Origin of the sequence: uncultured Gilliamella sp., assembly GCA_945271295.1 — a bacterium.
GTDB lineage: Bacteria > Pseudomonadota > Gammaproteobacteria > Enterobacterales > Orbaceae > Gilliamella.
Genome location: CALYPG010000016.1, coordinates 1 through 23,437, shown reverse-complemented (window position 1 = coordinate 23,437; position 23,437 = coordinate 1). Strand labels below are relative to the sequence as shown.

General features: G+C 33.5%; 19 protein-coding genes, 3 tRNA genes and 1 pseudogene. 11 read left to right on the top strand and 12 right to left on the bottom strand.

The features are described 5' to 3' along the window. The first annotated feature begins 44 nt into the window (after window positions 1-44). From Q0K76_RS08775 to Q0K76_RS08765, 3 genes and pseudogenes are all read left to right on the top strand, one after another. Window positions 45-824, top strand: coding sequence for a molybdopterin-synthase adenylyltransferase MoeB (locus Q0K76_RS08775; protein ID WP_294614473.1), 780 nt, complete (start codon window positions 45-47; stop codon window positions 822-824). After that, window positions 821-1,765, top strand: a complete 945-nt coding sequence (dusC, locus tag Q0K76_RS08770; RefSeq protein ID WP_294614470.1) for a tRNA dihydrouridine(16) synthase DusC — start codon at window positions 821-823, stop codon at window positions 1,763-1,765. The genes Q0K76_RS08775 and dusC overlap by 4 nt, the downstream gene beginning before the upstream one ends. Before the next feature lie 86 nt (window positions 1,766-1,851). Then, window positions 1,852-1,977 (top strand): annotated as a pseudogene (locus Q0K76_RS08765) (IS30 family transposase); the annotation flags it as partial. A gap of 147 nt (window positions 1,978-2,124) precedes the next feature. On the opposite strand, the gene murJ reads toward Q0K76_RS08765, so the two are convergent. Next, a complete protein-coding gene (gene murJ / locus Q0K76_RS08760) occupies window positions 2,125-3,663 on the bottom strand; it encodes a murein biosynthesis integral membrane protein MurJ (RefSeq protein WP_294614467.1) in 1,539 nt (512 codons plus the stop codon). Between the two features lie 256 nt (window positions 3,664-3,919). On the opposite strand from murJ, the gene Q0K76_RS08755 reads away from it, so the two are divergent. From Q0K76_RS08755 to Q0K76_RS08735, 5 genes are all read left to right on the top strand, one after another. Beyond that, window positions 3,920-5,479: an AbgT family transporter gene (locus tag Q0K76_RS08755; protein WP_294614464.1), complete on the top strand. Its 1,560-nt coding sequence runs from the start codon at window positions 3,920-3,922 to the stop codon at window positions 5,477-5,479. A gap of 21 nt (window positions 5,480-5,500) precedes the next feature. Then, on the top strand, window positions 5,501-6,733 hold the full coding sequence (pepT, locus tag Q0K76_RS08750; protein WP_294614461.1) for a peptidase T: 1,233 nt from the start codon (window positions 5,501-5,503) through the stop codon (window positions 6,731-6,733). A gap of 536 nt (window positions 6,734-7,269) precedes the next feature. Further along, window positions 7,270-7,677 (top strand): TIR domain-containing protein, encoded by a 408-nt coding sequence (locus Q0K76_RS08745; RefSeq protein ID WP_294614458.1) that lies wholly within the window; start codon window positions 7,270-7,272, stop codon window positions 7,675-7,677. Further along, complete coding sequence (locus Q0K76_RS08740) at window positions 7,677-8,891, top strand: tetratricopeptide repeat-containing protein (protein WP_294614455.1); 1,215 nt, start codon at window positions 7,677-7,679, stop codon at window positions 8,889-8,891. Before Q0K76_RS08745 ends, Q0K76_RS08740 begins: the two co-directional genes overlap by 1 nt. A 711-nt stretch (window positions 8,892-9,602) precedes the next feature. Then, on the top strand, window positions 9,603-9,752 hold the full coding sequence (locus Q0K76_RS08735; RefSeq protein ID WP_294614452.1) for a hypothetical protein: 150 nt from the start codon (window positions 9,603-9,605) through the stop codon (window positions 9,750-9,752). Window positions 9,753-10,437: 685 nt separating this feature from the next. Here Q0K76_RS08735 and Q0K76_RS08730 read toward each other — a convergent pair. The 8 genes from Q0K76_RS08730 to znuA form a co-directional block, all read right to left on the bottom strand. After that, window positions 10,438-10,513 (bottom strand) — tRNA-Lys (locus Q0K76_RS08730). Between the two features lie 135 nt (window positions 10,514-10,648). Continuing rightward, the gene (gene ybgF, locus Q0K76_RS08725) at window positions 10,649-11,380 is read right to left on the bottom strand and encodes a tol-pal system protein YbgF (protein WP_294614449.1); all 732 of its coding nucleotides are present in this window, start codon (window positions 11,378-11,380) and stop codon (window positions 10,649-10,651) included. Window positions 11,381-11,451: 71 nt separating this feature from the next. After that, window positions 11,452-11,922 carry a peptidoglycan-associated lipoprotein Pal gene (gene pal / locus Q0K76_RS08720; protein WP_294614446.1) on the bottom strand — a complete coding sequence of 157 codons (471 nt, stop codon included), beginning with the start codon at window positions 11,920-11,922 and terminating at the stop codon, window positions 11,452-11,454. Window positions 11,923-12,094: 172 nt separating this feature from the next. Then, entirely contained in the window at window positions 12,095-13,390 is a 1,296-nt protein-coding gene (tolB, locus tag Q0K76_RS08715; RefSeq protein ID WP_363322450.1) for a Tol-Pal system beta propeller repeat protein TolB, read from the bottom strand. A gap of 385 nt (window positions 13,391-13,775) precedes the next feature. Next, window positions 13,776-14,585, bottom strand: a complete 810-nt coding sequence (gene mutM, locus Q0K76_RS08710) for a bifunctional DNA-formamidopyrimidine glycosylase/DNA-(apurinic or apyrimidinic site) lyase (protein ID WP_294614438.1) — start codon at window positions 14,583-14,585, stop codon at window positions 13,776-13,778. Between the two features lie 11 nt (window positions 14,586-14,596). Then, on the bottom strand, window positions 14,597-16,930 hold the full coding sequence (gene mrcB, locus Q0K76_RS08705) for a bifunctional glycosyl transferase/transpeptidase (protein WP_294614435.1): 2,334 nt from the start codon (window positions 16,928-16,930) through the stop codon (window positions 14,597-14,599). Window positions 16,931-17,055: 125 nt separating this feature from the next. Further along, complete coding sequence (gene mepM / locus Q0K76_RS08700; protein WP_294614431.1) at window positions 17,056-18,417, bottom strand: murein DD-endopeptidase MepM; 1,362 nt, start codon at window positions 18,415-18,417, stop codon at window positions 17,056-17,058. A 12-nt stretch (window positions 18,418-18,429) separates the two neighbouring features. After that, on the bottom strand, window positions 18,430-19,386 hold the full coding sequence (gene znuA, locus Q0K76_RS08695; protein WP_294614428.1) for a zinc ABC transporter substrate-binding protein ZnuA: 957 nt from the start codon (window positions 19,384-19,386) through the stop codon (window positions 18,430-18,432). Window positions 19,387-19,484: 98 nt separating this feature from the next. On the opposite strand from znuA, the gene znuC reads away from it, so the two are divergent. The 3 genes from znuC to Q0K76_RS08680 all read left to right on the top strand — a co-directional run bounded on the left by znuC (window position 19,485) and on the right by Q0K76_RS08680 (window position 22,707). Continuing rightward, the gene (gene znuC, locus Q0K76_RS08690) at window positions 19,485-20,270 is read left to right on the top strand and encodes a zinc ABC transporter ATP-binding protein ZnuC (protein ID WP_294614425.1); all 786 of its coding nucleotides are present in this window, start codon (window positions 19,485-19,487) and stop codon (window positions 20,268-20,270) included. Then, a complete protein-coding gene (gene znuB, locus Q0K76_RS08685) occupies window positions 20,263-21,054 on the top strand; it encodes a zinc ABC transporter permease subunit ZnuB (protein WP_294614422.1) in 792 nt (263 codons plus the stop codon). The genes znuC and znuB overlap by 8 nt, the downstream gene beginning before the upstream one ends. A gap of 129 nt (window positions 21,055-21,183) precedes the next feature. Further along, window positions 21,184-22,707, top strand: a complete 1,524-nt coding sequence (locus Q0K76_RS08680; RefSeq protein ID WP_294614419.1) for a YifB family Mg chelatase-like AAA ATPase — start codon at window positions 21,184-21,186, stop codon at window positions 22,705-22,707. A gap of 11 nt (window positions 22,708-22,718) precedes the next feature. Here Q0K76_RS08680 and Q0K76_RS08675 read toward each other — a convergent pair whose 3' ends face one another. The 3 genes from Q0K76_RS08675 to Q0K76_RS08665 all read right to left on the bottom strand — a co-directional run bounded on the left by Q0K76_RS08675 (window position 22,719) and on the right by Q0K76_RS08665 (window position 23,350). After that, window positions 22,719-23,057, bottom strand: a complete 339-nt coding sequence (locus Q0K76_RS08675; RefSeq protein ID WP_294614415.1) for a DUF413 domain-containing protein — start codon at window positions 23,055-23,057, stop codon at window positions 22,719-22,721. 132 nt (window positions 23,058-23,189) lie between these two features. Beyond that, window positions 23,190-23,265: transfer RNA gene (locus Q0K76_RS08670), tRNA-Trp, on the bottom strand. 8 nt (window positions 23,266-23,273) lie between these two features. Continuing rightward, window positions 23,274-23,350: transfer RNA gene (locus tag Q0K76_RS08665), tRNA-Asp, on the bottom strand. Window positions 23,351-23,437: the final 87 nt, after the last annotated feature.

The following is a 23,437-nucleotide window of genomic DNA, read 5'->3' as shown; positions in this document are numbered from 1 at the left end:
TCTGCTATAATATAGTGTTTTTTAATAATAACTGTGTCTACTCCATGCAAGAGCTTAGTGATCAAGAACTTTTACGTTATGATAGGCAAATCACTTTACGTGGTTTTGATATTGATAAACAACAAACACTGAAAAACAGTTCAGCGCTCATTGTTGGCTTAGGTGGACTTGGTTGCTCCGCTTCATTGTATTTGACTTCAGCCGGAGTCGGAAAACTAACCTTAGTTGATTTTGATACAGTATCAAAATCAAACTTAAATCGGCAGATTTTATATACTGAAAAATCAGTAAATCAATATAAAGTCGAGCAAGCTAAACAAACATTAATCAATATCAATACTAATATAATCATTGAAACGGTTAATCGCAAGCTTGATGATATTGAGCTAACCTCACTTATTGAACAACATAATATTGTGATTGACTGTACTGATAATTTAACTACCCGCGAACAGATTAATCGTTGCTGCTTTACAGCAAAAACACCGTTAGTTTCAGGAGCAGCTATTCGTATGGAAGGATTATTAGCGGTCTTTACCTATCAAGATGACGAGCCTTGCTACCACTGTTTAAGTCGATTATTTGGTCAAGAGCAACTTACTTGTGTTGAATCAGGGGTAATGGCACCCTTAGTTGGTATGTTTGGTTCAATGCAAGCATTAGAAGCCATAAAAGTATTAACCAATTATGGCAATCCACTATCTGGCCGTTTGCTTATGATTGATGTCATGAATATGCAATTTAATCAAGTAACCATAGTTAAGCAAGCTAATTGCCTAATTTGTGGTTGTAACAGTAACAACTCGCCTAAGATCTCATTATGAAAAATAAGAGAATTATTTTAGCTCCTATGGAAGGGGTGTTGGATTATAATGTCAGACAAATTTTAACTGAAATCAATCAATTTGATTATTGTGTCACCGAATTTGTACGTGTCACTCATCACAAACTCACTAACCGGACTTTTTATCGACTTTGTCCTGAACTATATAATAAAGGTCAAACCACATCAGGTACGCCAGTTCGGGTGCAACTTCTTGGGCAATCACCAGAGTGGATGGCGGAAAATGCTATTAGAGCGATTGAATTAGGCTCCTTTGGTGTAGATATTAACTTTGGTTGCCCAGCAAAAACCGTAGTTGGCAGTCAAGGAGGTGCTTATTTATTAAAATACCCTGAGCAGATATTTAATATTGTCAAACAAGTTAGACAAGCTATTACTAAAACGCATACCTTATCAGTAAAAATTCGTTTAGGTTGGGAAGATAAATTACACTGTTTTGATATCGCTGATGCCATCGAATTAGCCGGAGCGGATGAAATTGTGATTCATGGCAGAACCAAACAAGATGGTTATCAGGCAGATAAAATTGATTGGCATACTATTGGACTAATTAAACAACGATTAACGATTCCGGTTATCGCCAATGGCGAAATTTTTTCAGAAATTGATGCACAAAATTGTATTAACCAAAGTCAAACTAATCATATTATGCTTGGTCGGGGTATTTTAACTATTCCTAATCTAGCTAATATGATTCGTTTTGATGAAAAGGCTTTTGACTGGCAAGCCGTAATGCAAATTCTTACCCGCTACGCTACGACTAATATAAAAGATGTTAAACCCCTCTATCATTCCGCGCGAATTAAACAGTGGCTTACTTACTTAAAACAGCACTACCAACAGGCGTCAACGTTACTTCAACAGATTCGAGTTTTAAAATCGCAATCAGAAATTTGCAATTTTTTAAACAATAATAGATAACAATAGTAAGTAATTTACCAACCACTAATATGTTGCAAAGCAACTCTAAGTGTAAATTTTATTTTGCTCATCCATATCTGCCTTTGGAGCAAGGGAAAAATGAAAATACTAATGGATTAATCAGACAATATTTCCCTAAGAAAATGCTATTTACTATGATTAGTCATAAAGAGGTTTTAATGGTTATGGCTCGATTAAATCATCGCTCACGAAACTACTTGGATTTAAAACACCTTATGAAGCCTTTTACTGACTGGATTCGCACTTAGATGTTGAATGTAGGTATTATTTTATACTCAAACGTTATGCTTTCCTGAAACTTTTTAACATGTTTTATTTCACCTATATCCTATTGTTATTTAGTCAATACGCTTAATGAAATGCTTTATTTTGAATCCCATTGCAATAAGTGAACCAAAATAGACCAAAATACCAACAATCACCAATAACAATAATCGTGCAATACGCATCAACATTGAACCAGTTGACCAATCAGGTAGTAACTGTGCACCAAACCATAATACCACTGACATGAATAAAACGGCTATAATCACTTTAATTAGGAATCCTCGCCAGCCAGGTTGTGGTTGATACAGTTGTTTTTTACGTAGTTGCCAAAACAATAATCCGGCATTAAAACAAGCAGCAAGACCTATTGATAGTGAAAGCCCAGCATGTTTTAATGGACCGATAAAAGCCAGATTCATTAATTGAGTCAAAATTAGAGTTAAAATAGCGATTTTTACCGGTGTTTTAATGTCCTGACGAGAATAAAAAGCTGGTGCTAATACCTTAATTAGAATTAGGCCAAGCAGTCCTATAGAGTAAGCAACTAATGCTCGTTGTGTCATTAATGCATCATTTAAAGTGAACTGACCATACTCAAATAGTGTAGATATTAATGGCCTTGAAATGACCCCTAAAGCAACTGTGCTTGGTAATGCTAATAAAAAGCACAGTTTTAATCCCCAATCAAGCAGTTCTGAATATTGCTGATGATCACCTTTAGCAAAGCTTTTAGCTAGCGATGGTAATAAAATAGTTCCTAATGCCACGCCTAGCACACCAGCAGGAAATTCCATTAGACGATCAGCATAATACATCCAAGATACTGAACCGGAAATTAAAAATGAAGCAAAAATAGTATTAATTATTAATGATATTTGGCCCACCGATACGCCCAAAATGGCCGGCCCCATTTGTTTTAATACACGCCAAACCCCACTATCTTTAAAACTAATACGCGGTAAAACTAACATACCAATCTTTTTCAAAGACGGTAACTGATAAAGTAATTGTAAAATGCCACCTACGCCAACTGAAACAGCCAACGCCAATACTGGAGGATTAAAGTATGGTGTTAGAAATAACGTAAACATAATCATACTGATATTTAGTAAAGTTGGCACAAAAGCCGGTACCGAAAAACGATTCCAAGTGTTTAATATTGCACCAGCTAGCGAGGCAAGAGAAATAAAAAAGATGTAAGGGAATGTAATTTGTAATAAGGTCGTAGCCAGTTCGAATTTTTCGGTTGATTCTTGTAAAAATCCTGGAGCAGTAATCATAATTACAAAAGGAGCAGCAACAACACCAATCAGCGTTACAATTGCTAAAACTAAGGTTAATAACCCTGCCACATATGCTACAAATGTGCGTGTCGCTTCCGGACCTTGCAGATTTTTATATTCGGCTAAAATTGGCACAAATGCTTGTGAAAAAGCGCCTTCTGCAAAGATACGTCGTAACAAATTTGGCAATTTAAATGCAACAAAAAAGGCATCAGTTGCCATTCCCGCACCAAAAAAACGAGCAATGATGGCATCACGCACAAAACCTAATACACGTGAAACCATAGTCATTGAACTAACTGTAGCTAAAGATTTTAGAAGATTCATGAATAGAGCCTAAAACACACAATGAGGTATAGTCTACAAATTATTCTTTTAAATCACCATGCTTTTTTCAATAAACTTAAGATTTTATACATCAAGGTAAATTGAAAACATGGTCACTTATAAATAATAATGCATGCAAAAATATTTAAAATTAAGCATACGTTTAAGTGTAAAAAATGATGCTAATAGTCAGTTTGCTTGCTTTAAAATTATGTGCTAAATTGTCGTTCCGAACAATATTTACACTAATCTTTATATGAATCAAACAACTAATTTGTCACCGGCAAAAAAAGGTGGCTTTTTAAATACAATAGAACGAATTGGCAACAAAATCCCCGATGTTACAACGCTTTTTTTCTATGCTCTAATTATTTGTTTTATAGCATCTTTATTACTTTCATTTGTGAGCTTTAATTACATTAATCCAGTTACCCAAGAAAAACTAACTGTGGTTAATATGTTAGCACCCGATCATTTGGTGACCTTTTTAACCAAAATGGTACAGAATTTTGTGACATTTCCCCCTTTAGGCATTACTATTGTTGCCACACTAGGTATCGGTATTGCTGAAAGCAGTGGTTATATTCATGTTTTGCTTAAAAAATTACTTGCGGTTACTCCTAAAAAATTAGTCACGCCTTCAATCATTTTTGTGAGTATGGTTTGTCACATTGCTTCTGATTCAGCTTATGTAATCTTGATGCCTGTTTCAGCAATGATGTTTTATGCGACAGGCCGTCATCCACTTGCGGGTATTGCCGCCGCGTTTGCAGGTTTAGCCGGTGGTTTTAGCTCTAGTTATACCCCATCGATCATCGATCCAATAATGCAAGGTTTTACACAAAGTGCAGCACAAATTATTGACCCATCCTATCAAGTTAATGTGTTATGTAATTACTTTCTAAGCTTTGGTGGTACTTTTTTCGTTTTGTTAGCTTGTTGGTTTGTTACAGATAAAATTGTTGAACCACGTTTAAATGCAACTATGCCTTTGAATAAGGATTTAAAATTGGATAATATTGCTGATTCTCCTGCAATAAGTCCTATTGAAAATCGCGCGTTTAAATTCGCATCTATAGTGTTTCTTATTATCGCCATTGGTCTTGTTTTATTATTACTACCAGAAAACTCATTATTACGAGCACCAGACGGCAGTATGACAAGTAATAAAGCACCTATTATGCAAATTATTGTGCCATTATTATTTCTATTTTTTTCTATTCCTGGTTTGATACATGGTTTTATAACCGGTACATTTAAGTCATCGCGTGATATTGTTAAATCAATGGAAAATATCACTAAATCATTAATTCCATTTATTGTCTTTGCTTTTTTCTGTGCTCAATTTTTATATGTTTTTTCACATTCACAAATTGGCACATTAATTGCGATTGCCGGTGCTGAATTTTTAAAGGCATTAAATATGCCATCAGTGGTAACGATTTTTGGTGTTATTATTTTAACGAGTATGTTAAATGTATTGATTACCTCAGCCTCTTCTAAATGGGCCATTTTAGCGCCAATTTTTGTACCAATGCTGATGTCTGTTGGCATTTCGCCTGAATTAACCCAAGCGGCTTATCGTATTAGCTCGGCAGTTAATGTTAGTACTCCGATGTTTGCCTTTTACCCATTAATCATTGCGTATTGTCAGCAGTATTGCAAAGATACTGGTGTTGGTACCTTAAGCTCAATGATGATTCCGTACACCGCAGCTCTACTCATTGCATTAACAATAAACCTACTATTATTTTGGTTCCTAGGCTTGCCAATTGGTTTTGATAGTGGTTATGTTTATCCGCCGGCAAATCTTTAGTTATAAAAGGAGTCATATATTATGAATATTACCGAACAATTAGTTAATCGTTTTCTACGTTATGTCAGTATCCCAAGCCAAAGTGCACTTGGGTGTGCTCATGTTCCTTCGACACCAGGGCAAACCGAGTTGGCTAAAGTGCTCAAGCAAGAATTAATTGAGCTCAATTTACAAGAAGCTCACTTAGATGAACACAGTATTGTGACCGCTAAATTAGCAGGAAATAATCCTAATGCCCCAAAAATTGGTTTTGTGGCACATCTTGATACTGTTGATGTGGCGTTATCGGATAAAATTAATCCTCAACGAGTTAAATTTACCGGTCAAGATATTTTATTGAATAAACAAAAAGATATTTGGTTTAAAGTTTCTGAGCATCCAGAACTGAATAAATACCTCAATGAAGAGCTTATTGTGACTGATGGTACAAGTGTACTTGGTGCTGATAATAAAGCAGCAATTGCAGTGGTAATGACAATGTTAGATCAACTACAACAGCAAAAGTACACTCATGGCGATATTTATGTTGCCTTTGTTCCGGATGAGGAGGTAGGGTTAAATGGGGCTAAAAAACTAGATTTAAATCGTTTTAAACCTGATTTTGCTTATACAATAGATTGTTGTGAACTAGGCGAAGTGGTTTATGAAACATTCAATGCAGGATCTGCAATTATTGAAATAGCGGGTGTATCAGCCCATCCTATGTCTGCAAAAAATGTGTTAATCAACCCTATCCGAGTGGCAAACGATATTATTAACTGTTTTGATAGCTTTGAAACACCAGAACATACTGAAGGTAAAGAAGGTTATTTCTGGTTTAATGACATTGTCGGAAATCAAAGTACTACAACCTTGAAGATGAATATTCGTGACTTTGATCTGGTAAAATATGAAGCTCGTAAAAAGTATATACAAGAAGTTGTTGATTTTATAAGCCGTAAGTACCCTCGAGCAAAAATTGAATGCAAAATTACTGATACTTATAGCAATATAGCTAATTATTTAGGTAATGATCGCCGCTCAATCGATTTAATTTATCAATCATTTGAACAATTAAATATTCAACCAAATACAATTGCTATGCGTGGTGGTACAGACGGTTCAGCACTTTCTGCAAGAGGATTAACAACGCCTAATTATTTTACAGGTGCACATAACTTCCATTCTTGTTTTGAATTTCTTCCTCTTTCATCTTTTCATAAATCATTTGAAGTTACGATGAAAATCATCGAATTAGCTGCAAAAATAAAATAATTCTTATAAAAAAGGGATTCCATTCCCTTTTTTCCTAACATACAAACTCATAATCTTAATCTTGTAGATGAACTCACGGGTAAGTTAATAGTTTATACGCTAATATTTTTAGATATTATTAATAATGATATAAAATTAAATAGTTATTATTTTTACTATATATTAATAAAGAGGAAATATTGGCTTGTGAATCTGATTATTGAGTATATTATCGCTTATCTGAAAGGTTAAATTATAGATTAGCATAAAACTTAGTGTATAGTTAATTCAATTTATCGGCAACACTTAGCTTTAAGCATAAAATTTAACTTCACTACATAAATGTTTTGTTCTTGGAAAATGTCCCTAATTTATGGTTTATCACACTGCAAAGAATACCGTTACATACAACTATGAGATTAAATAAAAAGAGTTAACTTGATAGTAACTTTACATGGTATAATATCAGAAAATAGATTAAATAATACGATTAGTGAATAATAAAAAATTAATAAATACAGTAGAACTTAACAGATTATTATAGAGTAAAATCAAATATGCCTAAGCTTAAAAAAAGAAAACTCTTTATAAGCCATGCGTGGTCTTATGATTATCATTACAATCAATTGGTCTCATGGCTTAATCTCACATCAAACTTTGACTGGGCTAACTATAGCGTGCCAAGTACAGACCCATTGTCAGATAAAACAAGAAAAGGTCTGAAAACAGGAATTACAAATCAAATTAACCCTGCTCAAGGAGTAATTATTCTTGCAGGAATGTATGCAGCTCATAGTGAATGGATTAAATATGAAATAGATGAGGCTGTACATTTAAAAAAAGTAATTATAGGTGTTAAACCATGGGGGCAGAAAAGAGTGCCAGCGGTTGTATCAGATAATGCAACAGTTATGGTTAATTGGAATAGTTTAAGTATTATCGATACTATTAGAGCTTATGTATAATGACAGATACTAAAAAAAAATGTTTTGTTGTGATGGGTTTTGGTAAAAAAACCGATTATGAAACAGGTAAAGTTGTAGATTTAAATGAAACATACTCAGAAATTATAAAACCAGCTGTAGAGGCAGCTGGTTTTAATTGTTTTAGAGCAGATGAAATTTCAGGTTGTGGTAAAATAGATATTCCAATGTACAACATGTTATTAAATGCTGATTTAGTTATTGCTGATATATCAACTGGTAATGTAAATGCTGTTTATGAGCTTGGTGTTCGACACGCTTTGAAAAGAAACCGAACAATCATCATGAAAGAATCAGATTGTAAACTCTCTTTCGATTTAAATCATATCTCAACATTTAACTATAGACATTTAGGTGAAGAAATTGGAGCAAAAGAAGCTAGACGAGCTAAAACAGAACTATCAGAACTTATTACGAATATTTTCAATGTTGATGAAGTAGATAGCCCTTTATATAGTTTTTTGCCAAACTTAAAAATGCCAATTTTAACTGAAGAAGAAATTGAAGAAATTATTGAAGATGCAAACGATATTGAAAACAATTTACTTACGTACATAAAGCAAGGTGAGCATTACTTCAAATTGTCGGAATTTACCAAAGCTGTAGATAACTTCAAATCAGCACATGAATTACGACCAAACGAAAGCTATATATTACAAAAATTAGTATTAGCCACATACAAATCAAAAGAACCATCCGAACTTGAGTCTCTACTTACTGCAAGAACTCTTCTGTCCAAACTCTCTCCAGAAATTTCAAATGACCCAGAAACAACAGGGTTGGCTGGTGCGATACAGAAACGATTATGGTTATTAACAAAAGATCCAGTCCAATTAGATAAAGCTATTGAATATTACTTTCGCGGATTTATTATCAAAAAAGACTACTATAATGGTGAGAATTTAGCCGCTTGTTTTGATTTAAAATGTGGAGTCGAATCTAACTCAGAACAAAAAACTTTTTACACAATAGCAGCTTTAAAAACCAGAACAACTTTATATGATCTACTTTCGAAATTAATAAATTCTTCCGATTTTGATGATAGACATGATAAAAAATGGATTTATGCGACAATGGCAAACATTTGTTTTAAATTAGAATATAAAGAAAAAGCAACTGATTATGAGAACTTATTTTACTCAATGACTCCAACTCAAGAGGAAGTAGAAACTTACACACAGGGGAAAACAACATAATAAATAAAGATTATTTTTAATAATTAATATCATTTCTATTTTTTCGTTTAATTAAAGTAATTTGTTTATTTGCAAACGAAAAGATTGATTTTGATTGTTCAATTGGTCATTTAGTTGACTCAATTCGTTGTTTTGTTTGCTCAATATTGATATCAGCTTGGTTAATTGATTTTTTTTGTATTTGTAACATCTGAATGATTTTAATCTGTTCAATCAAGTTGAATACGTTGCTCACATTATTGATGCTTTTAACTTTGATGAACATATTTCGCTATTTGATTAAGATTGTCACCAATTTTGGCTAAGCTAAGTAGTAATACCGATGCTACTTTTAGTAAAGGTTTAGACCGTTTAACTCCTAAGCACGTTTCATGCATCCATATTGCTAAACATGGTCTTGTTTTACGTGCGAGTAAAGCGAGATATTCGTCTAGTAATATTCAAAAAATAAGCAGCTTACTTCTTTTCATCTTCACCTTAAAAGAGTCAGGTAAATTTCCATGCAAGTTCACGTCAACGATAGCGATGTGTGTAATTACACTATGACTTTTTCAAATAGAAGTATAGCTAAATTATTAAATTGTTCTAACTTATGATTTTGCATTGTGAAAGGATATGAATATAAAATAACAAAAATAATTAATACTTAGATATTAAAAATGTTAAGTTTTCTCTAAAAGATATTGGTTGTATATTGTTGATGATAAGAGTATGCCAGCTCGAGAAAGATCTGGAGTTTCATTAACAGATAAACATATCGAATTAGAAAGTACAAAATCAGATACTCATGAATATTTAGATTTATTTCAAATCGAAATTTTACAAGAAGACTTCATCAAATTTATTTTTGACCAAATATAGCAATAAAATAAATGAGGATATTCTCTTTAGCTCATAAGATAGAGAGAGTTAACTCTATTCCTTATGTTACACGTAGCCAAGAGCCCAAAAATAAGCTTTCGCTGGCTGCCTAAAGAACAGGCTAATTATTTAATTGATAATTTATAGCTCCCCTGGATGAAACAAATTTGCTCTTTTGCTCGGTTAACTGGGATTAAGATCAGTGAAATTTTCACATTAACGTGGACAAATTTTAATTTATCAAATCGGCTTGCTGTAATAACCCATACAAATGCTAACAGGTAAAGCAAGATCACTTGTTTTGAATGAGTAAGCGATGCAGTTAATTGCTTCTTTATCACGTGATAGCGACTATGTATATACATGAAACACATAAACGGATATACGATATTGATGGACGTGATTTTAAAAGAGCATTGCAATTAATCCGAATTGATAATTTTCATTTTCACGATTAGTGTCATACGTGGGATAAGTTAGCATGTACAAGCTGGAACGCCTCTTTTTATTTTGAAAGAGACATATGACTGGGAGCCATTAGTAATGGGCAGAAAGTACGCTAATTTAAATGCTAGTCACATGCTTGATTTTACTTATAATATCACATTTACGTTATAGTCAATGTGTCATAATGAAATTGGGAAAGAGAATTTAGCAGTAAGTTATAATAATTTAATAAGATAAATGGTGGGTCGTGAGCGATTCGAACGCTCGACAAACGGATTAAAAGTCCGCTGCTCTACCGACTGAGCTAACAACCCATTTTGATTTGATTTACTATCACCTTAATTATTAAGGTTACAAGCAATTTCGGGTTGCTATAATACTTATAATTATCTGGCTACGCAACCATTTTATTACTATTTTTTGTTAAAAGATGGTAAATTAAACATTTTTTAAAGGGAAGCTAACTTTTTTTTGGCCAAATTAACCGTTTTTTTGTCTTTTGCGTATTTATTTACCACTTGTTGGAAAACAGCTTTAGCATTTTTTTTATCGCCTTTACTGAGTAATATTAATCCAACTTTATAAAGACTATCAGCAGCTTTTGGCGAAGATGAATAATTTTTTACAACTGTTGCAAAATGAAAGGATGCATTGTCTTTCTTACCTTGTTTAAAATACAGTTGACCTAGCCAATAGTTAACATTAGCTCGATAACGAGACTTTGGGTAATTTTGTAAAAACTTTTGGAAGGCAGCAATTGATTCATTAGGCTGCTTGTTTGTATTTATAAACTGCATTATAAAGTTATAATCTTTCTTGTCATTACCCGATGTTGTCCAATTTGCCAAATCTGAAGAAGTAGAGGATGATTTAGAAGACGACGAACTTGATTCCTCTATTGAAGAATCATCGTTCGTAGTTGATGAAAATGTAGAACCATTTGTCATCTGTTGCAAAATCATTTTTTGACGTTCAATCGTTTGATTAAGTTGGTATTGAGTTTCCTCTAATTGACCACGAAGTGCATCTACATCTGATTGTAAATCATTTATCTTTTGTTGACTTTGAATTAATAATTGCCCTTGGGCCTGAACAGTTCGCTCTATCTCTGAACTATCTGTTGCACAACCATAACCGGCAAATAAAAGAAACAAGAATAATGTAAATATTTTTTTATACATATTTGTAGACTCAGAGTGAACATGAAAACGAACGGCCGATTAAAAATAATCAGCCGTTATTGATGTAATAATTAATATGTAATTATAGCTCGACGATTTTTAGCATAGGCTGCTTCATTATGACCTAACACAGCTGGTTTTTCTTTACCATATGATACAATTGCCATTTGATTTGCTGAAACACCATTACCTTGTAAGTAAGATTTAACAGCAGAAGCACGACGTTCACCTAAAGCGATGTTATATTCTGGGGTACCACGTTCATCGGCATGACCTTCAATAACTACTTTTAAGAATGAATGCGCACGTAAAAATTCTGCATGAGCATCTAACAATTTTGTATAATCAGATTTAACATTATATCTATCATAATCAAAATATACAGTACTCATTTCTTGTAATTGTTGAAGAAGTTGTTGTTCTGCCGCTGTTAGCGAACCATTATTTGCAACTGTGCTACTACTTTTGGTAGTTGAACACGCAGTTACAGCGATTAATGGTAAAGCAATCGCAGCGATTTTGATAAATTTAGAAACTTGCATTGTATTAACTCCTTTATGTTTGAATAAATTATTTATCACTTATATTATATGTATCTAACTGACTGAAGTAACGTTAGGTTACCAAACAGTAAGAATAGATACATATATTATAACGACCTTAAACTTTGTACAATTTTAATATTAATAATATTGATTAAATTTAAACCATTCCTTATAAATAAGGAGACCATGCAGGAAATTTCACCTGCCCATCAGTTGCTGGTAGTTTAGCTTTAAAATTGCCATCTGTTGAAACAAGATTTAAAATCGTTCCTAATCCTTGTGAAGAACTATAAATTATCATAGTTCCATTTGGTGCAATACTTGGGGTTTCATCTAGAAATGTATCAGTTAATTGTTGATAAGTACTAGTTTTCACATCATATCGAGTAATATGTTGTTCTCCATTATTAGTTGAAATTAATGCAATAAATGACCCATCAGGAGAAACACGCGCATTTTGATTTTGTGTGTTATCCCATGTTAACCTTTCTGGTGTTCCACCATTTACATTAATGGTATAAAGTTGTGGGCGACCAGCTTGGTCAGAAGTATAAACAATTGTTTGATTATCTGGCATCCAAGATGGTTCAGTATCATTAGTCCGTCCAGAAGTTATTTGCGTAATTTTTTTAGATCTTAAATTCATCATATATAAATTTAAACTTCCACCCTTAGATAAAGCAAATGCCAATTTACTCCCATCTGGAGAAAAGGCTGGAGCACCATTGTGTTGCGGGAAAGACGCAATTGTTTCAACTGTTCCGCTATCTAAAGTCTTTAATACTAATGCTGAATGATGTCCTTCAAAAGTAACATAGGCTAATTTTTTACCATCAGGTGACCATGTTGGTGACATTAATGGTTCTTTAGAACGATGAACAGTAATTTGATCATAACCATCATAATCTGCAACACGAAGTTCATGGCTATATGGCTCGCTATCAGTTCTAACTACATATGCAATTCTAGTTCTAAAGGCTCCTTTAATACCAGTTAATGATTCAAAAATTTCATCACTAGCGGTATGAGCGGCAAAACGAAGCCAGCGTTGTTCAATAGAAAACTGATTCTGCGTTAAAATGGCACCTGGACGATCAACTATATCAACTAATTGATAGTTAATAATGTATTTTCCAGAAGCATCGGGTTGAATATTTCCTACAACCACTGCGGACACACCTAGTTTACTCCACATACTTGGCGAAATATCTGAAGCTGTGGTAGGTCTCTGGGGCATATTAGCAATGTCAATAGGATTAAATTTACCACTGTTTCGTAAATCAGAGGCAATAATTTCTTCGATAATTTGTGGCGGTTTACCTGAACCAGTCCATTTAAAAGGCACTACAGCAATGGGTTTAGCAGAACTAATGCCATCAGTGATAATAATATGAACTTCTGCATTACTACTCATTGCATATAATAAAACAAAACAAGTTATCAAAAAGCGAGATGCAAATTTGATCATTTTAAATTCCTTAATAAAAACCGAGTTTAAAAGTCTAAAAATATAAAATTTAGTAAATGATAGGTAAAAATTTCGAATTATTAATATGTTACCACTAATTAGCATGGCAAACTAGATCTCATAAAATATAAATACTATTTAACTAGAAAGATAGCTGATATAGCCTAACAAGTCCATAACCCCAAAAGCAAAAGATTGGTTAAATATTAACTAATCGCATCATTAATGAATACGTTGTAACTAACCATTAATCAACTAATATCTATATGCATTATGCACAAATAAAAAACAATTAAGCCAATTAAAGATATTTTCTTTTTTTTACGAAATGACTAAATTACATTGTCAATTTAAATGAACAGTTGCTAAAAGCAATTAATAATTACTGTTGACAGACCTCACAATAAAAAGTGTTACGCTGTCCAATTTTTTGCGATTTTATTTCGTATTGACAAATTAAACAGGGTTGACCTGTTCGACCATATACTTGAAGTTTTTGAGTAAAATAACCCGGTTTTCCATCCGATTGAAGAAAATCTTTAAGTGTTGTTCCACCTTGTTCAATTGATTTTGTAAGTACTTGTTTAATCGCTTTAACTAATTTTTTCAGTTCAAACAATTGTAACGAACTGACTTTACGGCTTGGATTAATGCCTGCCATAAATAGTGATTCAGAAGCATAGATATTACCTACACCAACGACAATATGGTTATCCATAATCCAACTCTTAACTGGTACTTGTCGATTTTTTGTCTTTGATAATAAATACTCTGCTGAAAACTCATCACTCAAAGGTTCTGGTCCCAAATGCTTTAATTGAGATACATCTTCAATGGAATTAGTCCAAAGCCAACAACCAAAACGTCTTGGATCAGTATAACGAAGCGTGACACCGTTACTTAAAACAAGATCCACATGATCATGCTTAGTTATTTCCTGCTGATTTAATAAAATGCGCAAACTGCCTGACATGCCTAAGTGAATAACAATCCAATTGTTGGTCAATTGCAATAATAGATATTTAGCACGCCGTTTGACATCTAAAATAACTTGTCCTTGTGCTTGTGTTATCTCTTTAACAATAGGCCAACGTAACTTAGGTTGTCGAACAATAATTTGTTGAATAGTTTGCCCTTTTAAATAAGGCAAAATACCTTGACGACTTGTCTCAACTTCTGGTAATTCAGGCATTTTGTTTTCACTTAATTATTCAAAATATCAGTTAGCCAAGTTGGGGCTTGTTGACTAGATTCTGACTGACCACTAAATGAACATAAACTATCTGGGTTGATTGTCCATGCCGGTAATATTCGCGCTCCACTGCCATTACATTGCCAATGACCATCACTATCAATTGATAACATAAAAATATTTTGTGGTACAGGGAGTATCAATTTTTTAGGTGGATTATTTTGTAAGTATTCACTATAAATTTTCAATGCACCAGTTGCACCTGTTAATTTCATCGGCGAATGATCATCAAGCCCAATCCAAATAACTGCTACATTTTTGCCATCAACGCCAGTAAACCAACTATCTCGTGAATCATTACTTGTTCCTGTTTTAGCAGCTAATTTAAATGTTCCATATTTTGCTTTTAAAGAACGTGACGTACCTGATTCAACCACTTGTTGCATTGCATAAGTCGTCAAGTAAGCTGATTGTTGCGAAACCGATTGAATTTGTTGTGGATAACTCTGATAAACCAGTTCACCTTTCTCGGTCAAAACATATCTTAAAATGGTCAAAGGGGAACGTTGACCATTATTGGTAATAGTTTGGAACATCTGTGCTGTTTCTAATGGCGTTAATTCAAGGGCACCAAGTAATCTTGACGGTAAATTAGGAATACGATCAGGTGGTACACCCAGTGCTTGTAGCGTATTTTTGGAAGCATCAAGCCCAAGTTCCATACCTAGATTAACTGTTGGTACATTAAGTGAAAGGGCTAGAGCATCAACTAACATAACTCGATCACGGAATTTACGATCGTAGTTTTTGGGTTGCCAATAACTACCATTATCAAGTTTAATCGAAAGAGGACTGTCATTAAGCCAGGTATTTAACTGATAATGATCTGGTTGTCCAAGTGCTGTCAAATAAGTCGAAGGTTTAGCTAGCGAACCTATTGCACGCCGTGTTAACCAAGCCCGATTATATCCAGGATAGCGCGGTTCAGCACTACCAATAATCGATCGAATTTCTCCAGTCTCTCGACTTACAATCACCATTGCAGTTTGTAGATCTTTATTGGTTGATTTTCGAAGAATTTCAATTTCGTTAGTTACTGCTTGTTCTGCTGCAGCTTGTGCAACAGGATCAAAAGTAGTGAAAATCTTCATACCAGAAAGATGATCAGCTTTGTCACCTAATTGTTTACGTAATTCACTTCTAACTACTTGCATAAATGCTGGCTGTGGTGAAATAACTCCACCTTTAGGCAGAACAGAAAGTGGACGCTGAGCTAATAAATTATATAATTCCTCATCAATAATACCTTGTTGTTGAGCAAGCTTTAATACCACATTGCGTCGTTCAATGACTTGTTTTGGTTGTGTCCATGGGTTATATAATGAAGCTCCTTTAACCATACCAACTAATACTGCTTGCTGGTCTAATGAAAGTTCATTTACTGGACGACCAAAATAATAAAGACTAGCTAAAGGAAAACCGTGGATCTCTTCGCTACCAGCCTGCCCAAAATAAACTTCATTTAAATAAAGTTCTAAAATCCGCTCTTTACTATAACGAGCATCTAAAATTATAGCCATAAAGGCTTCGTTTATTTTTCGCCTTAAACTACGTTCATTTGTTAAAAAGAGATTTTTAACAGTTTGTTGCGTTAAGGTGCTGCCGCCTTCTGTACGGCCGGTCGTTAAATTAACAAAAATTGCCCTACCTATGGAGTATAGGCTTACACCATGATGCTCATAAAATCGTTTATCTTCTGTTGCAACCAACGTTTGTAGCAACGAATCCGGAAATTCTTTTAATGGTACAAATAAGCGCTGTTCGCCATTAGGTGAATGCATCATAGTAATCAATTTTGGATCAATTTTAAGTAAACCAAAATCACGTTTTGTATCTAAATTGGTAATACGGTCAATTCGATTATCATAGAAAGTAATTTTTACACGAAATGCTTGTTCTTCACCATCTGGAAAAGTAAAAGGTCGGCGATAAATTTCGACGCTATTATTGCTAACAATAAATTCTCCAGGTCTGGTTGCTTTGATATCTTGTTGACGATATTGCGCACCAACTAAAATAGTTACAATATCATTCAAACTATATTCACTATCAGGTTCCAAATCAATAATTTGACCATAGACAGCTGCAGGCAACTCCCAAACATTCCCATCAATTCGTTCTTTAATTTGTTGATCAAGATAAATACCATAAATAATGGTTATAGCGGCAAGAATCAAAAAAAGTTTCAAACACAATGAGAAAATTCGTCTCCAAAGTGTACGTTTTTTAATTTTTTTTGTTTTTTTTGCGTTTTTTTTGGGGCTTGATTTAGTTGATGTATTCAAACTTCACACCTAGTAAACATTATTGAATAAAAAATGCCTTATAATAACACAATTTATAAAAGATACACTGATGATATTTTTGTAAAGATGTTTCAGGTTAACTATACGTTTTAGTATAAAAAGTTTTATAAACTAAGTTTAGACTTCACTTCTTTCGCTTTTTCTAAAAATACATTTTTTGATTTACCGGTTAAACCTTCTGAAATAGGTAAACTTGCCGTTAAAGGGTTGACCGGTTTATTGTTGATATGCAATTCGAAATGCAAATGAGGACCTGTAGATCGTCCAGTATTTCCAGATAATGCGATTTTTTCCCCTTGCTTAACTTGCTGTCCAGGTTTTACTAAAATTTTGTCCAAATGCATATAAGTAGTCATATATTGACGACCATGCCTGATAGCAATATAGTTGCCTGCCGATCCACTATATTTAGCAATCACAACTTCTCCATTACCAACAGAAAGCACAGGGGTACCGCGCGATACCGCAAAATCGACACCATTATGAGGGGTTACTTGACCTGAAATTGGATGTAAACGCCTCGGGTTAAAATGTGAGGAAACACGGGCTTGCTTCATTAATGGATAACGAAAAAAACTCTGAGATAAACTGTCACCATTGATATTATAATATTTACCATCATCGGCCAAAATGGCATAATAATCTTTGCTACCATTTTTAATCCGTACACCAATTAATTGACTATTAGTCAAGCGTTCCCCATGCATCTCTCGTTTTACAATTGCTACAAATTTATCAGCTACTTGTAAACGTCGAAAATCAAGTCTCCACTGTAATGCCCGAGTAATAATACTTATTTCGTTGTTTGTTAATCCACTTTTTCGCGCATCTGTAACAAAACTTGATTGAATTTCACCTTTAATAATCACATTTTCTGGAACACTTTCTACTGTTTCAGAACTTTCTATAAATTTATCACCAGATTTTTCATAAATACGAATATTATTGCTGGAAATTATCCAACTAAAACTTTGTAAATTATGATCATCATCAGTAGTCCAAGTAATTTGTTGTCCTATTCGTAAATTCGCAAGTTGTTTAAATTTTGTAGTTAATTGATAAATATCATTCTTATTAACATTATAACGTAACAAAATATCATGCAAGGTGTCACCGCGTGAAATAGTATATTGTACCGTATTATCTTTTTCATCAATAATATCATCTAATTCATCTTTAACAATCTCATCTTCAGGCTCATCTGAAGATTCAGTAACTTGTTCGGCGTCAGGTTTGCCATCCACCATTTCAATCCTAGCTTCTTCAATCTCAACAGATGAATGAGGATTATTAATTACTGTTGTTTCGGCCTGCGAAGATAAAGGAATATAGACTGTGCGTTCTAAATTGAGTGGACGCCATAACACAGCAAATAAGATAACAAAAACAAGGACGCCTAATACTGAAAAATAGGGTAATTTATAAAAGCTTTTTTCAATATTCGGAGATTTAATTTGTCGTGCCAAAATTAACCTTAACTATTTATTATCTAAACAATCCAAAAATTGCTGTGTTAATTGTAATAAAAATTGTGAATAAGAGTCTTTTGAAGGAATTATATCTGTCCCTAGTGGGTTCAATACGCCAATATGAACATCCGTTCCATCCACTAATTTTTCAATGACTGCAGAATTAAACTGCGGTTCTTTAAATACACAAACAGCTTGGTGTTCTTTTAGCTTTTGTTGAATAGCATAAATTTTTTGAACACCAGACTGCACTGCTGGGTTTATGATAAAACTACCTAGATTTTTTAAACCAAACTGTGATTCAAAATACCCATAAGCATCATGAAACACAAAATACCCCTTATTTTGTACGCTAATTAGTTTTTTTGCAATGTTTTGTTCTGTTTCAATCAGTTTTGTTGTGAATTTGCTCAGGTTTTCATCAATTATAGCTCTTTTATTAGGATATTGTATAATAAGTTTATCATGAATAGTTTGAGCTATAATTTTTGCAATTTTCGGCGATAACCAAATATGCTCATCATATTCACTATTATGGAAGTGGTCTTTGTGGTTATTTTCATGATGAAATTTGGACTCATTATGTTTTTGCCCGACTCGTAAAAAAGCTTTAACTTGAGGAAGTTGCATTAATTCAATTTGTTTTTTTTTATCAATATCTTTAAGAATTGTAGGCAAGAAAGTTTCTATATCTTCTCCAACCCAAATTACTAATTGTGCTGATTTGAGTTTAACTAAATCAGATGGCTTTAAAAAATAGGTGTGCGGAGAAGCTCCATCTGGTAGTAAAATATCAGTATCTGTTACCCCTGATGCTATAGCTTCAGCAATAAAACCAATTGGTTTTACTGAAGAAACTATTTTAGCATTAGCAATGATAAACATTCCATTAATGAGCAACAATAAAATTGAAATTATTGAGAACCTAAAAAAAGACCAGACATTCAAAATAATAAATTTTTTCATATAATCATCCGATATTTAAAAAGTATGTTAAAATACTATTTCAAATTGTTATGTTATAATATAACACAAGCTGTGGGTAAGCAAGGACCGTAATTAATATGACTCCATTAATTTCACTTAATAATGTCGCAGTTGAAGTTAATAATCAAAATATATTATATGATATTTCCTTAACAATTAGTCCTAGTCAAATTATTACCTTACTTGGTCCTAATGGTGCGGGTAAATCAACTTTGGTTAAAGTTATTTTAGGATTAATTGCCAACACTTCCGGAACAATAAAACGTGCACCAAATTTAACTATTGGTTATGTACCTCAATCAATCAATTTAAATCCCACATTACCAATTACAGTTAAACGCTTTATGCAGCTGAATAAACAATTAAAAAATAATAATATCATTAATATGTTATCAATGGTTAATGCTGATTATCTAATTGATAAATCAATGCATCAATTATCTGGAGGTGAATTACAGCGAGTATTACTTGCTCAAGCACTGGCTAAAAAACCAGAATTATTAATTCTTGATGAGCCAACACAAGGGGTTGATGTTAACGGTCAAGTTTTATTATATGATTTAATTATTAATGCCAGAAATCAATTCAATTGTGGTGTATTAATGGTTTCTCATGATTTGCATTTAGTGATGGCAAAAACAGATGAAGTCATTTGTTTAAACCACCATATTTGTTGTTCTGGTTCGCCAGCTATTGTTTCAAATGATCCTGAGTTTATTACACTTTTTGGTCAACAAAATGCAGCCAAAATTGCTGTATATCAACATCATCACAATCACCAACATGAATTTTGCAAAAAAAATCAAGATAATCAAAGAAGAATTGTTAGACCTAATTTTGGAAAGGATAAAAACAATGATTGAGTTATTACTACCTTCTTTATTAGTTGGATTATGCTTAACAATAATAACAGGTCCATTAGGTACTTTTGTTGTTTGGCGCAGAATGTCTTATTTAGGTGATACTTTATCACATGCAGCATTTCTTGGTATTGCTTTTGGCTTTCTACTCCATATCAATTTGTTTTATGCAGTAATTTTTATTACCCTCATTTTAGCATTAGGACTACTTTGGTTAGAATCACAAAAACAACTGCCCATTGATACTTTACTTGGTATTTTAGCACATAGTTCATTATCATTAGGAATAGTCGTTATTAGCCTAATGAAAAATATTAGGGTTGATTTAATGGGGTATCTATTTGGTGATCTTATATCAGTAACTATGACCGAACTTTACCAAATTATTGGGTGCGTATTTGTAATAGGTCTTTTATTAGTTTGGCGTTGGAACCATTTTTTATTTATCACTGTCAGCGAAGAATTAGCATTTACCCATGGCATTAACATACAATTGACTAAATTAACCTTAACGCTTTTATTAGCTTTAACAATTGGTATCGCTATGAAATTTGTAGGTGCACTAATTATTACTTCTTTACTTATTATCCCCGCCGCTACCGCTAAATACTATTCAAAAACACCAGAAAAAATGGCAATAATTGCTATAGTATTAGGTATGCTCTCAATTATTGGCGGTTTGTATTTCTCATTCATTTATGACACACCTACAGGTCCATCTGTTGTATTAAGTAATACCTGTTTATTTTTTGTCACGCTACTTATCACCAAACTATTGCCAAATTAGTAAAATTGGTTATTTTTCAAAAATAGAATTTTCATTGGGAGATAGTTCTCAATATGTGACTAATTCAATCTAAATTATGCCATAACAAAATTAGTATACTAATACTCATATTTTTAGATTGATCATATTATGTCACTTGCTATCATCTATACTCGAGCGTCTTTTGGTATTCAAGCGCCACAAATTAATGTCGAAGTTCACATTAGTAATGGATTACCTGGTTTTGTTTTAGTCGGTTTGCCAGAAACTACCGTTAAAGAAGCAAAAGATCGTGTACGTAGTGCTATTATTAACAGTGGCTTTACCTTCCCTTCCAAAAAAATTACCGTTAATCTTTCCCCAGCGGATTTACCTAAAGAAGGCAGTCGTTTTGATCTTCCCATCGCTGTTGCTATTCTCGCTGCAACAGAACAAATTCCAATTGATCATTTATCAGAATATGAATTTCTAGGTGAGTTAGCACTTTCGGGAGATATTAGAGCTGTGAAAGGAGCGATTCCGGCTGCCCTCTCATCCAAAAGAAAAAACAGAACATTAATTATTTCTGCTGAAAATCAGTCTGAAATATCTTTAATTCATAATAACAATACATTAATCACTAATAATTTATCTGAATTATGCCAATATCTAGTTAATGAAATTAATTTACCTAGCGTTGAATATCGAGAATATCAAGAATATGATAACCAGAAAAATAATTTAGAAGATGTAATTGGACAAGAACATGCTAAAAGAGCTTTAGAAATTGCAGCTGCTGGAGGTCACAATTTACTTTTAATTGGACCGCCTGGAACTGGTAAAACAATGTTGGCAACACGCTTAACGTCTTTATTACCACCACTATCAGATAATGAGGCACTGGAAAGTGCAGCAATAACGAGTTTAGTTAGTCTAAATGGATCTATCAAAAATTGGCGTAAACGTCCATTTAGATCGCCTCATCATAGTTCATCTGCAGCCGCACTTGTTGGTGGTGGCAGTATCCCTAAACCAGGTGAAATATCACTTGCTCATAATGGAATACTGTTTTTAGATGAACTACCCGAGTTTAATCGTAAAGTTTTAGACGCATTACGTGAACCAATTGAATCGGGTGAGATTACTATTTCAAGAGCAAATGCTAAAATAAAATTTCCTGCAAAATTTCAACTTATTGCTGCGATGAACCCTAGTCCAACAGGACATTATCAAGGAACACATAACCGAACCACACCACAACAAATTATTCGATATTTGAATCGGCTTTCAGGACCATTTTTGGATAGATTTGATCTTTCTATTGAAGTACCTTTATTACCACAAGGTGCATTAAGCAAAAAAGCAGTCTCGGTAGAATCAACACAATCGGTACAAGAGCGTGTATTACGAAGTAGAGATAAACAACTAACAAGAAATAAAAAGCTGAATAGTCAATTAACAGCAAAAGAAATTCAACTTTATTGCCAATTATCCGATGCGAATAGTGAATACTTAGAGCAAGCTCTATTAAAGCTCGGGCTTTCAGCTAGAGCCTGGCATCGAATATTGAAAGTATCCCGGACTATAGCAGATTTAGATTTTTCCGAAACTATAGAACGACAACATATTTCAGAAGCATTAAGTTATCGTTCTATGGATCGTTTATTAATTCAATTACACAAAAATATAGGCTAAACTAAGCAAGTTTAATCATCACTGTCAACAAAGTCATCACTTACATCTACTTGAGGTTTACCACCTGATAAAGTATGAAAGCGCTTAGGTTTATTTATACGAGCAAGATATTTAAGCCATACTTTTTCAAAATCAGTAGATGCTTCTTTTTTGCCTTTACATACAGAAACAAATGATTTCTCTTCTGCTGTAGCAGGTTTTTTTATTTCTGCATCAAGATCTTTAAAAGCACAACCATATTTTTCTAAAATTTGAGCTTCTTTAATAGTAAAATCACCATGACGAGAAAATCCTCTCGGATAATTCTTATTATCAAAAAAACGTTGTTGACTTATAAAACTCTCAGCCATTTTCTATCCTCTAGATTATAAACATAATTGGGCAGGAATTATAATTAACTAAGTTAATCTGTAAACATTTTTCTGTAATTTATGTAAGTAGAACTAACTAATTGACTAAAATTAAAACAAATTATTAATGTGTGGCAGGGGCGGAGAGTCTCGAACTCCCAACACCCGGTTTTGGAGACCGGTGCTCTACCAATTGAACTACGCCCCTAAATAAGGTGGCGGAACGGACGGGGCTCGAACCCGCGACCCCCTGCGTGACAGGCAGGTATTCTAACCAACTGAACTACCGCTCCACCGTATTTTGGTATGTATTTTATTACTACTTTTTAATTTAAAAGTCTGGCGGCACCCTACTCTCACATGGGTAATACCCACACTAC

What these genes read in the sequence shown, in the direction of transcription:
- Q0K76_RS08775 (WP_294614473.1), top strand. Translation starts at nt 45, where the DNA reads ATGCAAGAGCTTAGTGATCAAGAACTTTTACGTTATGATAGGCAAATC.
- dusC (WP_294614470.1), top strand. Translation starts at nt 821, where the DNA reads ATGAAAAATAAGAGAATTATTTTAGCTCCTATGGAAGGGGTGTTGGAT.
- murJ (WP_294614467.1), bottom strand. Translation starts at nt 3,663, where the DNA reads ATGAATCTTCTAAAATCTTTAGCTACAGTTAGTTCAATGACTATGGTT.
- Q0K76_RS08755 (WP_294614464.1), top strand. Translation starts at nt 3,920, where the DNA reads ATGAATCAAACAACTAATTTGTCACCGGCAAAAAAAGGTGGCTTTTTA.
- pepT (WP_294614461.1), top strand. Translation starts at nt 5,501, where the DNA reads ATGAATATTACCGAACAATTAGTTAATCGTTTTCTACGTTATGTCAGT.
- Q0K76_RS08745 (WP_294614458.1), top strand. Translation starts at nt 7,270, where the DNA reads ATGCCTAAGCTTAAAAAAAGAAAACTCTTTATAAGCCATGCGTGGTCT.
- Q0K76_RS08740 (WP_294614455.1), top strand. Translation starts at nt 7,677, where the DNA reads ATGACAGATACTAAAAAAAAATGTTTTGTTGTGATGGGTTTTGGTAAA.
- Q0K76_RS08735 (WP_294614452.1), top strand. Translation starts at nt 9,603, where the DNA reads ATGCCAGCTCGAGAAAGATCTGGAGTTTCATTAACAGATAAACATATC.
- ybgF (WP_294614449.1), bottom strand. Translation starts at nt 11,380, where the DNA reads ATGTATAAAAAAATATTTACATTATTCTTGTTTCTTTTATTTGCCGGT.
- pal (WP_294614446.1), bottom strand. Translation starts at nt 11,922, where the DNA reads ATGCAAGTTTCTAAATTTATCAAAATCGCTGCGATTGCTTTACCATTA.
- mutM (WP_294614438.1), bottom strand. Translation starts at nt 14,585, where the DNA reads ATGCCTGAATTACCAGAAGTTGAGACAAGTCGTCAAGGTATTTTGCCT.
- znuA (WP_294614428.1), bottom strand. Translation starts at nt 19,386, where the DNA reads ATGAAAAAATTTATTATTTTGAATGTCTGGTCTTTTTTTAGGTTCTCA.
- znuC (WP_294614425.1), top strand. Translation starts at nt 19,485, where the DNA reads ATGACTCCATTAATTTCACTTAATAATGTCGCAGTTGAAGTTAATAAT.
- znuB (WP_294614422.1), top strand. Translation starts at nt 20,263, where the DNA reads ATGATTGAGTTATTACTACCTTCTTTATTAGTTGGATTATGCTTAACA.
- Q0K76_RS08680 (WP_294614419.1), top strand. Translation starts at nt 21,184, where the DNA reads ATGTCACTTGCTATCATCTATACTCGAGCGTCTTTTGGTATTCAAGCG.
- Q0K76_RS08675 (WP_294614415.1), bottom strand. Translation starts at nt 23,057, where the DNA reads ATGGCTGAGAGTTTTATAAGTCAACAACGTTTTTTTGATAATAAGAAT.